Source organism: Agarivorans sp. Alg241-V36, from assembly GCF_900537085.1.
GTDB lineage: Bacteria > Pseudomonadota > Gammaproteobacteria > Enterobacterales > Celerinatantimonadaceae > Agarivorans.
Map to the genome: position 1 here is coordinate 280999 of NZ_UNRE01000007.1, position 13369 is coordinate 294367.

The 13369-nt window shown below is 43.5% G+C and carries 14 protein-coding genes; 1 reads left to right on the forward strand and 13 read right to left on the reverse strand.

Going from position 1 to position 13369, the window contains the following annotated elements; genetic code table 11:
* Window positions 1–8: 8 nt before the first annotated feature.
* The 4 genes from rsmG to G6R11_RS17215 all read right to left on the reverse strand — a co-directional run bounded on the left by rsmG (window position 9) and on the right by G6R11_RS17215 (window position 4420).
* A complete protein-coding gene (rsmG, locus tag G6R11_RS17200; protein WP_163134298.1) occupies window positions 9–635 on the reverse strand; it encodes a 16S rRNA (guanine(527)-N(7))-methyltransferase RsmG in 627 nt (208 codons plus the stop codon).
* 9 nt (window positions 636–644) lie between these two features.
* Window positions 645–2534 carry a tRNA uridine-5-carboxymethylaminomethyl(34) synthesis enzyme MnmG gene (mnmG, locus tag G6R11_RS17205; protein ID WP_163134299.1) on the reverse strand — a complete coding sequence of 630 codons (1890 nt, stop codon included), beginning with the start codon at window positions 2532–2534 and terminating at the stop codon, window positions 645–647.
* A gap of 367 nt (window positions 2535–2901) precedes the next feature.
* Complete coding sequence (gene mioC / locus G6R11_RS17210) at window positions 2902–3345, reverse strand: FMN-binding protein MioC (RefSeq protein WP_163134300.1); 444 nt, start codon at window positions 3343–3345, stop codon at window positions 2902–2904.
* Between the two features lie 196 nt (window positions 3346–3541).
* A complete protein-coding gene (locus tag G6R11_RS17215; RefSeq protein ID WP_163134301.1) occupies window positions 3542–4420 on the reverse strand; it encodes a LysR family transcriptional regulator in 879 nt (292 codons plus the stop codon).
* 155 nt (window positions 4421–4575) lie between these two features.
* On the opposite strand from G6R11_RS17215, the gene G6R11_RS17220 reads away from it, so the two are divergent.
* Window positions 4576–5301 (forward strand): oligogalacturonate-specific porin KdgM family protein, encoded by a 726-nt coding sequence (locus G6R11_RS17220; protein ID WP_163134302.1) that lies wholly within the window; start codon window positions 4576–4578, stop codon window positions 5299–5301.
* 57 nt (window positions 5302–5358) lie between these two features.
* Here the strand turns inward: G6R11_RS17220 and cydB are convergent, their stop codons facing one another.
* The 9 genes from cydB to G6R11_RS17265 form a co-directional block, all read right to left on the reverse strand.
* Window positions 5359–6363: a cytochrome d ubiquinol oxidase subunit II gene (gene cydB, locus G6R11_RS17225; protein WP_163134303.1), complete on the reverse strand. Its 1005-nt coding sequence runs from the start codon at window positions 6361–6363 to the stop codon at window positions 5359–5361.
* Window positions 6360–7751, reverse strand: a complete 1392-nt coding sequence (locus G6R11_RS17230) for a cytochrome ubiquinol oxidase subunit I (RefSeq protein WP_163134304.1) — start codon at window positions 7749–7751, stop codon at window positions 6360–6362. Before G6R11_RS17230 ends, cydB begins: the two co-directional genes overlap by 4 nt.
* A 30-nt stretch (window positions 7752–7781) precedes the next feature.
* Window positions 7782–8342: a GbsR/MarR family transcriptional regulator gene (locus tag G6R11_RS17235; RefSeq protein ID WP_163134305.1), complete on the reverse strand. Its 561-nt coding sequence runs from the start codon at window positions 8340–8342 to the stop codon at window positions 7782–7784.
* 241 nt (window positions 8343–8583) lie between these two features.
* Entirely contained in the window at window positions 8584–9948 is a 1365-nt protein-coding gene (mnmE, locus tag G6R11_RS17240) for a tRNA uridine-5-carboxymethylaminomethyl(34) synthesis GTPase MnmE (RefSeq protein WP_163134306.1), read from the reverse strand.
* Window positions 9949–10037: 89 nt separating this feature from the next.
* Window positions 10038–11678: a membrane protein insertase YidC gene (gene yidC, locus G6R11_RS17245; RefSeq protein WP_163134307.1), complete on the reverse strand. Its 1641-nt coding sequence runs from the start codon at window positions 11676–11678 to the stop codon at window positions 10038–10040.
* A gap of 8 nt (window positions 11679–11686) precedes the next feature.
* On the reverse strand, window positions 11687–11941 hold the full coding sequence (yidD, locus tag G6R11_RS17250) for a membrane protein insertion efficiency factor YidD (protein WP_152785067.1): 255 nt from the start codon (window positions 11939–11941) through the stop codon (window positions 11687–11689).
* The gene (gene rnpA, locus G6R11_RS17255) at window positions 11911–12264 is read right to left on the reverse strand and encodes a ribonuclease P protein component (protein WP_084681699.1); all 354 of its coding nucleotides are present in this window, start codon (window positions 12262–12264) and stop codon (window positions 11911–11913) included. Before rnpA ends, yidD begins: the two co-directional genes overlap by 31 nt.
* 4 nt (window positions 12265–12268) lie before the next feature.
* Window positions 12269–12403 carry a 50S ribosomal protein L34 gene (gene rpmH, locus G6R11_RS17260; RefSeq protein ID WP_016400276.1) on the reverse strand — a complete coding sequence of 45 codons (135 nt, stop codon included), beginning with the start codon at window positions 12401–12403 and terminating at the stop codon, window positions 12269–12271.
* Between the two features lie 217 nt (window positions 12404–12620).
* Window positions 12621–13367 carry an amino acid ABC transporter ATP-binding protein gene (locus G6R11_RS17265; RefSeq protein ID WP_163134308.1) on the reverse strand — a complete coding sequence of 249 codons (747 nt, stop codon included), beginning with the start codon at window positions 13365–13367 and terminating at the stop codon, window positions 12621–12623.
* Window positions 13368–13369 lie beyond the last annotated feature (2 nt).

Here is a 13369-nt window from a genome sequence, read left to right on the forward strand (position 1 = left end):
ATTTTCGCCTAAGGGTTATTTTTATCAATAATAACTAGATGTCGCTGACCTTCAAGTTCGGGAACACTTAAACTCTCGATACTGTGCAGTTTTAAGCCATCAGGTAGGTTTTCTAGCTCTTGTTCAGGCACTAAGCCTTTTAAAGCATAGAATTTACCATTATTTGCGGGTAGGTGAGAACACCAGTTAAGCATATCCTCTAAAGAAGCGAAGGCTCTGCTTATTACTCCATCAAAATCGAGGTTTTGTTGGTAGTTTTCTACCCGACTTTGCACCGCAGTAACATTATCGAGCTTTAGCAAATGACAAACTTGGCGAATAAAAGTAATTCGCTTGCCTAAGCTATCAAGTAAAACAAACTGTTTATCGGGGTTAATAATGGCCAAAGGTAAGCCTGGTAAACCAGGGCCAGTGCCAACATCAATAAAACGCTCGCCCTGTAAGTGAGGACTAACTACTAAGCTATCGAGAATGTGTTTTACCATCATCTCCATAGGATCTCTTACCGAAGTAAGATTATAAGCTTTATTCCATTTATCCAGTTGCTCAACCAAACTAACCAGTTGAGAGATTTGCAGCTCGCTGAGCTGCAAAGAAGTTTGAGCCAATAAGCCCTGTAAGCGAGATTTTAACACCCGATCATCCTAAGCTGACTTGCGTGCCAAGTCGTGTTTTTTCAAATATACCAATAGCAATGATACCGCAGCTGGGGTAACCCCTGAAATACGTGCTGCTTTACCTATAGTTTCTGGCCTAGCATTGCTTAACTTTGCAACAACCTCATTGGATAGGCCGCTAATTTTAGAGAAATCTAAGTCTAAAGGTAGCAAAGTATTTTCATGCTTTTGGGTTTTCTTAATTTCTTCTAATTGACGTTTAATATAGCCGTCGTATTTGATCTGAATTTCAACTTGCTCAGCGGCGGCTGGCAAATCTAGCCCTGGCCCAAAGCCTTCAATTTCCATTAATTGTTGGTAATTAAGCTCTGGTCTGCGGATCAATTCTTCTAGAGAATGCTCGCGAGTAATTGGATTTTTCAACAATGGGTTAAGTTGATCTAATTGACTCGAATTAGTGTGGACCCAAGTGTCTTTCAAACGCTGGCGCTCTAGCTCAACCGCTTCAACTTTTTTGTTAAACAATTGCCAGCGATGCTCATCAACTAAACCAAGCTTATGACCTTGCTCGGTTAAACGCATATCGGCGTTATCTTCACGCAGCAATAAGCGATATTCGGCGCGGCTGGTGAACATGCGGTAAGGTTCTTTAGTGCCTAAGGTTGCCAAATCATCAATCAATACACCCATGTAAGCTTGATCACGGCGTGGCGCCCAGGCTTCTTTGCCTTGCGCATACAAAGCAGCGTTAGAACCCGCAATTAAACCTTGTGCACCGGCTTCTTCGTAACCGGTTGTGCCGTTTATTTGCCCAGCAAAGAACAAACCTTTTAAGTATTTGTTTTCAAGACTTTGTTTTAGATCGCGAGGATCAAAGAAATCATATTCAATGGCATAACCAGGGCGAGTGATATGGGCATTCTCTAAACCTTTCATCGAATGAACAAGCTCAACCTGAACATCAAACGGTAGGCTGGTAGAAATACCATTTGGATACACTTCGTGGGTGGTTAGGCCTTCTGGCTCAATAAAGATTTGGTGTGAATTTTTATCTGCAAAGCGAGTCACTTTGTCTTCGATAGATGGGCAATAGCGCGGCCCAATACCTTCGATTACACCGGTAAACATTGGGCTGCGATCTAGACCATTACGAATGATGTCGTGGGTAGATTCATTGGTATGAGTGATAAAGCAAGGGATCTGTTGCGGATGATCGCTTTGTTTACCAATAAACGAAAATACCGGTGTTGGTGTATCACCTGGTTGTGGCTGCATTTGGCTAAAATCGATACTGCGCGCATCAATTCGTGGCGGAGTACCGGTTTTTAAGCGATCAACACGTAATGGCAATTCACGTAAGCGTTGTGCAAGCGCGATTGATGGTGGATCGCCTGCACGACCACCAGCATGATTGTTTAAGCCAATGTGAATCATGCCACCAAGGAAAGTACCAACAGTAAGCACTACGCTACGTGCGCGTAACTGTAAGCCCATTTGAGTTACCACCCCTACCACTTGATCGTTTTCTACGATCAAGTCGTCACAGGCTTGCTGAAAGATGGTTAGGTTGGCTTGGTTTTCTAAACGTTCACGGATCGCAGCACGATAAAGTACTCGATCGGCTTGAGCGCGTGTTGCGCGAACGGCTGGTCCTTTAGATGAATTTAGGGTTCTAAATTGGATCCCCGATAGGTCAGCAGCTTGCGCCATTAAGCCACCTAAGGCATCAATTTCTTTTACTAAGTGACCTTTACCAATCCCACCAATGGCTGGGTTACAAGACATTTGACCTAAGGTCTCAATGTTATGAGTAAGCAACAAGGTATTTTGACCCATGCGTGCAGCGGCCGCTGCTGCTTCAGTACCGGCATGACCACCACCGATCACTATTACGTCATATTGTTGTTTATAGAACATTTGTTATTACCTCGAACCAGCCTAATCCCAAAAGGGTGCGACATTTTACTGGTTAAGCGGCAATAAGGGAATGCTTAGATCAGAATTAGATCAGCACTAGATCTCTTATAAATATATATAAGATCTTTTTTTTAAGATCTTTTATTAGATCTACTATTAGTAAACTGCTGATCTGTAGATAAGTGAATTTTTAGCTTTATGATCATTAACTTAATTAAGATCAGATCTTGTTAATGAAGGGCGATCTAAGCAGGGGAAAAACTGGGATCTAATTTGCTGTTTATCCACAGGTGAAATTAGGTATAAGCTTATCCATAGGAATAACTATGTTAAATTAATAGCTATTCCCTAGGGTTATCCACAGTGTTTAGCTCACATTTAGTTCATTTTTCCAGCTTTCTAACCAACTAGCTGCTGGTTCTTCAGGCACTGGTTCTAGATCCACATCAATTTCTAAGCGTTCTTTTAGCTTTTTAGCACCCAATTTATTTAGGGTTTGGTCGAGATCCTTACCTGCACCACAAAAAGTATCGTAACTGCTACTACCAATGGCCACTACGCTATAAGAAACCGCCGAAAGATCCGGTTGTTGCTCAAGTAAGTATTGGAAAAACGGTTGTAAGTTATCAGGCACATCTCCTGCACCATGGGTAGAGCTACAAATAAGCCAAAAAGCCGGTTGTTTAAGTTCACTAAACTTAGCATCTAGGTGAATTTTCACTTGGTGCTGTTCTTTTAACAGGGCTTCTAGCTCATCTGCGACGTATTCAGCCGAACCGAGGGTTGATCCAACAATAATTTCTATATCCACTTACGATCCTTTTAATGTTGACTGTTTTAGCCATTGTAACGTGATCTTGAGTGCTTTAACTAGCTGCGAGTTTACTGTGATCTAGTTGTTGATAGTTTCACGTGAAACCTCAGTAAAATTTCAACAAACCACCAGCTATAGTAATGATCCCAATTGTTGCTTGTGAATAACACTTGTGCACAAATCGTGTTTATCGCTAATGTGGTTTGTTTCTAAACTCTGCTTTACATAGGTTTATTAAGGCTTGTTGAGCTGGCGACATACTGTCCTGCTTACTATAAATGAGTCCTAGCTGTTCATTCGCAATTGCATCGTTATGAGCCACTACCACCAGATCACCTGATTGGATATAGGGGCTGAGTTGCTGCTGCTGGCCTACAAATACCCCAACCCCGCGTAGGCAAAGCTCTATCGCTAGTGAGTGATGCTCCACCGCAATTTGCCGTTGCACAGTATCTGGATCCCACAATTGGGTATTAGTTGAAGAGAGCACGGTTATCCAAGTATGGCTAAGTACTTGCTGAAGTGTTGTTGAGCTTGCCGATGCCAGCTGATGACTTCGTGAACATACCGCTACTACTGGCATTTCACATAAAGGCTCTACGGTAAATTGACTGGGAAAGGCATCTCGGTAAAAGCAAATAGCTAAATCTAATTTTGGTTGTTGCTGCCAATTGAGCAACTGTTCGTCGCGGCGTTGGTAAATATGTAAATCAACTTGCGGATAGGCTTGGTTAAATTGGCTAAGCACTTTGGCTATGGCGCTGTCTTGCAAATAGGCACTCACACCTAAGTTCAACCTTAAGCAGTCTAGGTTGGCTATTTGCTCAACTTGCTCATTTAAGTGTTTTCCAGCATTTAGCAGTTGTTCACACAAGGGCAGCATTTTTAAGCCTTGGGCGCTTAATACTGGTTTGTGACCGTTGCGGGTAAACAGCTCTACATTCCAATCAATCTCAAGGTTGGTTATCCATTGACTCAGCTGGGCGCGGTTCTTTTGCATCTTTTTTGCTGCTGCAGAAATGCTGCCCAGCTGGTGACTTAATACAAATGCTTGAATCGCTTGAAGGTTCATAATTGTTTCTCTGTGTTAGTTAAAGCTAACAGACTCTGATTTGTTAGCCTTGTGCTATCTCTTCATCATAGCGGCGATGGACAGTTTTAAGAGTATGTAACTGGTACTCAATGATGCACGGATGTTTTAGTAATCACCTACTGAAAGGTTCCAAAATGAAAAAAATTATCGTCGCTTCAACCGTTTCACTCGCCTTGTTTAGCCAATTTGCATCGGCTAACGCAATTCGTGGTGAAGTAGCTGCAGAAAGTAATCGCAATGGTCCTCACCTAGGTATTTTAAAAGGTGGCTATGAGTTTGATACTGACTACGGCCAATTTGGTTTTGATGTTGAAGCAAAAAGCCGTTTAGGTGGAAAAGCTTACGGGGAAAATCAGCATGAGTCTGGTTTACACGAAGCTACTTTTGCTGCTGATTATACTTACAAGTTTGGCAATGCTTATGTTCAACCTCGCGTTGAATATACACGTAACGTGGCTAACGATGCTAATACTGGAAAGTTTGCCTTAAAAGGCGGATATAACTTTGATAATGGTATTTTTGTTGCTGCGCGCTACCGTTATGAAGACACCCAAAACAATAACAGTTTAAACAATCACAACTTAGGTGATGTTAAAACTAACCGTACCGACTTAACCGCGGGTTGGGCGGGAGACGTTGTAGGTGTGTCTTTTAACTACATTAATAAAGACGCCAATGCAGAGAACAAAAACAATAACCTGAAAATTAATGAACTAGAGACCAGAATATTCCTAACTAACTTAGGAAACTATCAGCCTTACGTTCAATATACTCAGAAGAACTTTGATAGCACCGGTTACAACAGCGTTCCGCTAAGGGATGACAGCCAGATTAAACTTGGCGTAAGCATGAAGTTTTAAGAGAACAAAAAAGAGCGCCTATGGCGCTCTTTTAAAGAGGAGAGTTGTAAACAATGCTTAGTGGTAATTAAGCGAAGTTGCCTTACCTCTAAATACCCAGTAAGAGAAGGCTGTGTAGGCCAAGATAACCGGCACTACCACCAGCGCACCGACTAAAATCACTACTAATGATTCTGGTGCAGATGCCGCTTCCCAAATATCCATTTGCCCGGGCACAACATCCGGGAAGAAGCTAAAGCCCAAAGCGCTAAAGCACAGTAAAAATATCAACATTACTAAGCTAAACGGTACCCAGCAGTGGCGATCGTTTTCCTTAGGTAAACGGCCCAACAAAAAGTCGTTAAACAAAAATGCCGCAAAGCATAGTGCTGGCATAAGCAATACAAACATAACCAATGGGAAATCAAACCAGCGATCAAATACTCCTGGGTTCACTAAAGGGTTAACAATAGACACCGCTATTACCCCCATGAAACAAAAGCGTCCGGTGGTTTTGGTCCAGGCAACCGCTCGCTGCTGTAAGCTGTCTTCGGTTTTCATTACCAACCAAGCTGCGCCAATGTAACTATAGGCTGCTGTTACCCCTAAACCGCTAAGTAAACCAAATAAGTGGGTGCTTATACCGCCTTCAAAACCCATTACATACAAGCCAAGCATGTAGCCTTGGGCTAAAGTGGTGAGTATTGAACCGGCTTTAAAGGTTCTATCCCAAGCGAGTTTATGGTCAACCGCCGCTTTGGCTCTAAAGTCAAAGGCCACGCCACGCATAATAAGTCCGATCAGCATAATAGCTACCGGAATATAAAGGTGGTAAAGCACAATGCTATGCGCAGCTGGAAAGGCAATAAGCATAATGCCAACGGCCAGTACTAACCAAGTTTCGTTGGCATCCCAAAAGGGGCCAATGGACGCAATCATAGTATCGCGCTGGGCTTCGTCGGCTTCGCCCATTGGCAGTAATATGCCTACTCCTAAATCGTAGCCATCTAATATCGCGTAGATAAGAACAGAAAGTCCCATTAAACCGATGAATATTACCGGTAACCAGTAGGCGTCCATCATGCTTTAGCACTCCCTTCAATGTTGTCTTTTGGCTGATTTACATTGGTTAAATTGCCGTCGGGCTTTGGCTCGTTAGTTTCAAATTCTTCTTCTTTCACCGCTTTTCGCGCCATTAAAAATACCGTGTGAATGTAGGCTACTAATAAGAAGCCATACACAATCAGATACATGGCTAGAGAAAACGCCACGTTGGAAGCAGGTAAGCTGGTTACCGCATCTTCAGTTCTAAGGACGCCGGTAACTAGCCAAGGTTGGCGTCCAATTTCGGTTACATACCAGCCGGCAAGTGTGGCTACCCAACCAGAGAAAGTGGTGGCTACTAATACTTTTAGCATCCAGTTTGGCATTTTGCCTTTGCGTACCATGTGGTAGCTGCCAAACCAGCTTAAAGCGAGCATTAATAAACCTAGGCCCACCATTACTCTAAAGCTCCAAAATACTGGGGCTACAGGCGGATGCTCGTTTTCAAATTCGTTTAAGCCTTTAATTTCACCGTTCACATCGTGAGTAAGAATGAGGCTGGCCAAGTTAGGAATACCAATCGCAAATTTGTTGGTTTTGGTTTCTTCATCAGGCAATGCAAACAATAGCAGCGGAGCGCCTTTTTCGGTTTCCCAAATACCTTCAATCGCCGCAATTTTAGCTGGCTGGTGTTCTAAAGTATTTAAGCCGTGAAAATCACCGACTAAAGCTTGAGTAGGCGCCAATATTGCCGCCACAATTAAACTCACTTTTAAGGTAAGGCGAGGAGCCTTTTTGCTATCGCCTTTCAAAATTCTATAAGCAGAAATACCTGCAATAAAGAAAGAAGCCGTTAAGCCAGATGCGATAAGCATATGAGTTAAGCGATAGGGAAATGAAGGATTAAATACAATGGCAAACCAATCGGTTGGGAAGGCAACACCATCTCGCATTTCGAAGCCAGTTGGAGTTTGCATCCAAGAGTCTAAGGCCAAAATCCAAAACGCCGACAAGCTCGTACCAATCGCTACCAATATGGTAGATAAAGTATGTACCTTGTTAGGTACCCGCTTAATACCAAACAGCATAATGCCCAAAAAGGTGGCTTCTAAGAAAAAGGCGGTAAGTACTTCATATCCGAGCAAAGGACCTGCAATGTTGCCAACGGTTTCCATAAAGCCTGGCCAGTTGGTACCAAATTGGAATGACATAGTAATGCCACTAACTACGCCAATGGCGAAAGAAAGCGCAAATACCTTCACCCAAAATCGGTAGGCACGCATCCACACGGGATTGCCTGTCATATCGTGGCGAACTTTAAAAAATACTAGGAACCAACACATCGCAATAGTGATGGTGGGAAACAGGATGTGAAAGCTGATATTTGCAGCAAACTGTATCCTTGAGAGCATTAGGGCATCAAGCATGGTTAAGCCTCGTTAAGGTTGATAATCTCATTAGCTGGCGGCAGATCCTTTGTTACCAACGATTTTGTCTTTTAACTCTAAAATTCTGCTAATACCTGAGCCCATTTTCATTAAACTCTGCAGTTTGTCGGGGTTCATAGTATTGAGTGCGTATGACCACTGAGTGATTAACTCTAAGAGATCGTGTATCTCTTCCATTTTTTGCTGGGTAAATTGGTCAGCTTCGTTTTCTGGTTCTTCCAATAAATTAGAACGTAACAAAGAGAGGGTTGGGTCAACTTCACGCTTACTGCGCTCTTCAAATACCGTTCTTGCCATGTCCCAAATAGAGCCTGCAGCAGTAAAAAACTCTCGGCGCTGCCCGGCTTGGTGGCTTAGCTTTACTAAGCGCCAGGACTGTAGCTCTTTAAGCCCCATGCTTACATTGCCGCGGCTAATGCCCAGCTGATGCATAATTTGTTCGGCGTGCAAGGGTTGTTGGTTTATAACTAACAAAGCCAGAATTTGGCCAACGGTTCGGTTAAAGCCCCAACGACTGCCCATTTCGCCAAAATGAAGAACGAAAGCTTGGCTCTTCTCTGATAATTGCACGCAGTAAATCCTTTTATTGAACTTTCAGAAAACAGTGAAACTTTAGCCTAAAATTGATTTAAGTCAATATTTTTAGGGTTAATTGATGGGGTATGATGAAACTGTGAGGTGGGTTTAGCTTAGTTTGAGGACGGAGCAAGAAAGCAATATAAAACCTGATAATTGCTTTATGTTTATTGGCGGCTTATCAGGTTTAATTGACTTTATTTGTTGGGGCGTAGAGATAGTGAGTAATTACTTTTTATTTTCCGATACAGAAGCTAGTGAAGATACGGCTAAGTAAATCATCAGAGCTAAACTCGCCGGTAATTTCGCTTAGGTGCTGTTGTACTAAACGCAGCTCTTCAGCTAACAACTCTCCCGCTTGGTAAACCTCTAATTGGGTTTTACCGTTGTCTAAGTGCTCTGCGGCTAGCTCAATGGCATTTAAGTGGCGGCGACGCGCCATAAAGCCGCCTTCCATATTGCCTTGAAAACCCATGCATTGTTTTAGGTGTTCTTTTAGCTCTGCCAAACCTAGCTCGGTTTTTGCAGAGAGTTTATACACCGGGTGGCCATGGTCCATCACTACTTCTATGCTTTCGCCTGTTACATCGGCCTTGTTGCGTACTACAGTCATACCCATATTTGCTGGCAGTTTAGCTACAAACTCTGGCCAGATTTTTTGTGGGTCTAGCTCATCGGTGGTGGTGCCATCCACCATAAACAATACCCGATCAGCATTATTGATTTCTTCCCAGGCGCGCTCAATACCAATTTGTTCAACTACGTCAGCATCGTCGCGTAAACCTGCTGTGTCGATGATGTGCAATGGCATACCGTCGATGTGAATATGCTCGCGCAGCACGTCGCGGGTTGTGCCTGCTATGTCGGTAACAATGGCGGCTTGTTTACCGGCTAGGGCGTTTAGTAAGCTAGATTTACCGGCATTGGGACGGCCAGCAATGACCACTCGCATGCCCTCCCGGAGTAGTGAACCTTGGCGCGCCTGGTTTTGTACTAATGCCAGTTCTTCGATAATGGCGTATAAATCGGCTTGCACTTTACCGTCGCTTAAAAAATCGATTTCTTCTTCTGGGAAATCAATGGCGGCTTCAACATAGATGCGCAGGCGAGTTACATTTTCTACTAAGCTGTGGATCTTGTTAGAAAACTCACCTTGTAGCGAATGTAGGGCACTTTTGGCAGCTTGTTCGCTGGTGGCTTCAATTAGGTCGGCAATGGCTTCGGCTTGGGCTAAATCGAGTTTGTCGTTGAGAAAAGCGCGCTCACTAAACTCACCTGGGCGAGCCATACGTAAGCCTTCAATTTGGCAAATTTCGCGGATCAGCATGTCGATAACTACTGGGCCACCATGACCTTGCAGCTCGAGTACGTTTTCACCGGTGAACGAGTTTGGCCCTTTAAAGTAAAGTGCAATACCTTGGTCGAGAGTATCGCCAGCAAGGCTCTTAAACGGCAAGTAATCGGCGTAGCGAGGAGCGGGGCATTTACCTAACAGTTTTTCGGCCACATCTTGTGCTAGGGGACCTGATACTCTAATTATGCCCACGCCACCACGGCCAGGGGCAGTAGCTTGCGCCACAATCGTATCATTTGAATTCATGCTCACTCTCTCTACTTATGGTGCTGAAAATAAAAATGCCATTCAGCTTTCACTGAATGGCATTTTAGCATTGTTGCTAAACTTTGTGCTTAGCGTTTATGCAATCCTTTTTTCTCAAGGTTACGGTAGATGATGGTTTGCTGAATCAGCGTCACCACGTTACTCATCAACCAGTAAAGTACTAGACCTGCTGGGAACCATAAGAAGAATACCGTAAAGATTACTGGCATAAATTGCATAATCTTAGCCTGCATTGGGTCGGCTACGGTAGTTGGAGACATCTTCTGGATGAAGAACATGCTCACACCCATCAAGATAGGCAAGATGTAGAATGGGTCTTGTACCGATAAGTCGGTAATCCAGCCAAAGAATGGAGCATGACGCAGTTCTACGCTTTCCATTAACGACCAGTACAAGGCAATAAAGATAGGCATTTGTAACAAGATAGGGAAACAGCCACCTAGTGGGTTCACTTTCTCTTTCTTGTATAGCTCCATCATGCCCTGCGACATTTTCTGGCGATCATCACCATACTTCTCGCGTAGCGCTGCCATTTTAGGTTGCAGCAAACGCATCTTCGCCATAGAGGTGTATTGCGCTTTAGTTAGCGGGTACAGCAAACCTTTAACGGTGAAGGTAATTAGAATAATTGCCACACCCCAGTTACCCACGATGCTGTGGAAGAAGGTAAGTAGCTTGTACAGTGGCTGGGCAATAAACCATAACCAGCCGTAGTCTACGGTAAGGTCTAGGTGTTTAGCTGATTCAGCCATTTGCTTTTGCAGCTTAGGACCAACCCATAGTGAGCTAGTTAAAGTTGCTGATTCGCTAGGTGCAACGGTTTGTAAAGGTGCTTTGTAGCCCATGAATACAAAACCGTTCCCGCTGTTTGAATATAACTCATTGGTATCGCCTTCGTTTGGCAACCATGCTGTTACAAAGTAGTGCTGCATCATTGCAACCCAACCACCAGTAGTGGTTTCATTAAGGTTAGATTTCTTAATGTCTTTGATGCTGTACTTTGAGTAACGAGTTGATTCGCTAGAGTAAGCGCCACCGCGATAAACCGGCATTACCATGCTAGAGCTGTGCTCTTTATCGGTTTGCTTAAGTTGGCTGTATAGCTGCAAGCTTAAGTTGCTGTCGCTTTTGTTGCTTACTTCAAAGTCTACATTTACATCGTAGCTACCACGAGTAAGGATAAAGTTTTTAGTAAACACATTACCGCTTTGGTCTTGGTAGTTAAGCGCTACAACCAGCTCGTCGCTGCCGTCGGCTAGTTCAAAACTATTGCTGCTTACTTGGTAAACTGGGCGACCATTAGCACTGGCATCTGGTCCATCACGACCAATCAAGCCGCTTTGCGCTACGTAAGTGAAGTTAGGGTTTTCTTCTAACAGTACAAAAGGTTCACTTGAGTCTTCTTCTATTGGGTAGGCCAATAGTTCTGCACTCACTACATCACCGCCTTGAGCGCTAATTTTAAGCTTAAGTACGTCGGTAGTTACTGTGATTAACTGACCTGCCGCAGTTGCCTGCGTTAAGTCTGAATCGTCGTGAGATGAAGCACTGGCTGGCACATCACCATTTGCATTAGTACCAGTTGCGGTAACAGTATTGGTAGCAGTAGTTACTACAGGCTGTGGGCCGTAGTCTTTTTGCCATTGCTGATATATAAGAAAACTTACAAACAGCAACCCAATTATCAGTAAATTGCGTTGAGATTCCATAATTTTAGTTAATCACTATTGGTTTTTTTGGAACCTGGAACCGGATCATGTCCGCCAGGATGTAGAGGATGGCATTTTAATAGACGTTGGCTTGCTAACCAACTACCTTTTAACACACCATGCAAATTAATTGCTTCAATCGCGTAATCTGAACACGTTGGCGTAAAGCGGCAGCGCGGACCAAGTAGTGGGCTTATCACGTATTGATAAGCCTTAATTGGCATAATTGCGATTATTCGCAACGGCGCGTTAGTCTTCGCCATGATTTCTCCAGAAGCTTCGTCAGGTCTTTATTATCTAAGTCTGAAATACCGTTCTTGGAAATAACAACTATATCTACTGCGGGTAACTTATGCTGATGTAGACGGAAGCTTTCTCTTACCAAACGTTTAATACGATTACGACCTACCGCAAGTTTAACGCTTTTTTTAGAAACAGCTAAACCGAGTCGAGGATGTTCTAGAGTATTGGTTTTGGCAAGGATAGTGAGTTGGGGAGTACCCACACGAACGGGGTTGGAGAATACGTGTTTGAAATGCATGGGAGTTAACAAACGTAACTCCCTGCTAAAAGAATGTCTTTGCACTTAATTATGCAGACAGACTTGCGCGACCTTTAGCGCGACGACGTGCCAAAACTTGGCGGCCGTTTTTTGTTGCCATGCGAGCGCGGAAACCGTGGCTACGCTTGCGCTTTAGTACGCTTGGTTGAAAAGTACGTTTCATATTTATTACTCTTGCTAGCTAGTTTTTTACTGTACAGTCGGTGCAATTAACCAAAATGGTAGGCGCACCGGGTAAAAAAGAGGCGAAATTCTAATCATTCACCTCTTCTAAGTCAAACGAAATATCGCTTAATCTTAAATATTGTTGTGGAAAAGATCCTGTGGATCTTTGGCGGCATTATAGTGCTCCTATATATAGGTGCAACTGATCAATGTATTTAACCCTCATTACGTTTAATAATACGCGAGATAAACTGTTGAGTTCGTGGATCTTTTGCATGGTTAAATAGTTGTTCTGGGCTACCTTGTTCTACAATGGTTCCGTCGCTCATAAACACTACGCGGTCAGCGACTTCACGTGCAAAGGCCATTTCGTGAGTAACAATAATTAAGGTTTGCTTGCGCTCGGCCAGCTTTTTAATCAGCTCGAGTACTTCGCCAACCCATTCAGGGTCTAATGCCGAAGTGGGTTCATCAAATAAAATAGCCTTACTGTGAGTAGCCATGGCTCGGCCAATGCCAATGCGTTGCTGTTGACCACCGGATAGTTGGCTAGGGTAGTGTTTGGTTTTATCGGCTAAGCCAATGTCTTTTAGAATTTCTCTAGCGCTATTGAGCGCCTGATCTTTCGGTTGCCTCCAAACGGTAACTAAAGCTTCGGCAATATTTTGCTCCGCATTCAAGTTGGCAAATAGCGAGTAGTTTTGAAAAACAAAAGACAATTTACGGCGTAGCGCGAGCACTTCTTTTTGTTGGTGGTTTGTGGCATCTACCGTTAAACCATCAACACTTATGGTGCCGCTGTCGGGTTGCTCAAGATAGTTTATACAGCGCAAAAAAGTTGATTTACCAGTTCCTGATGGGCCGATGATAGCGACAACTTCGCCTTCTTTTACCTCTAAATCGATGCCGTTAAGTACATTTTGGCCGTTAAAGCTTTTGCTTAAATTAGTTATTTTTATCATTG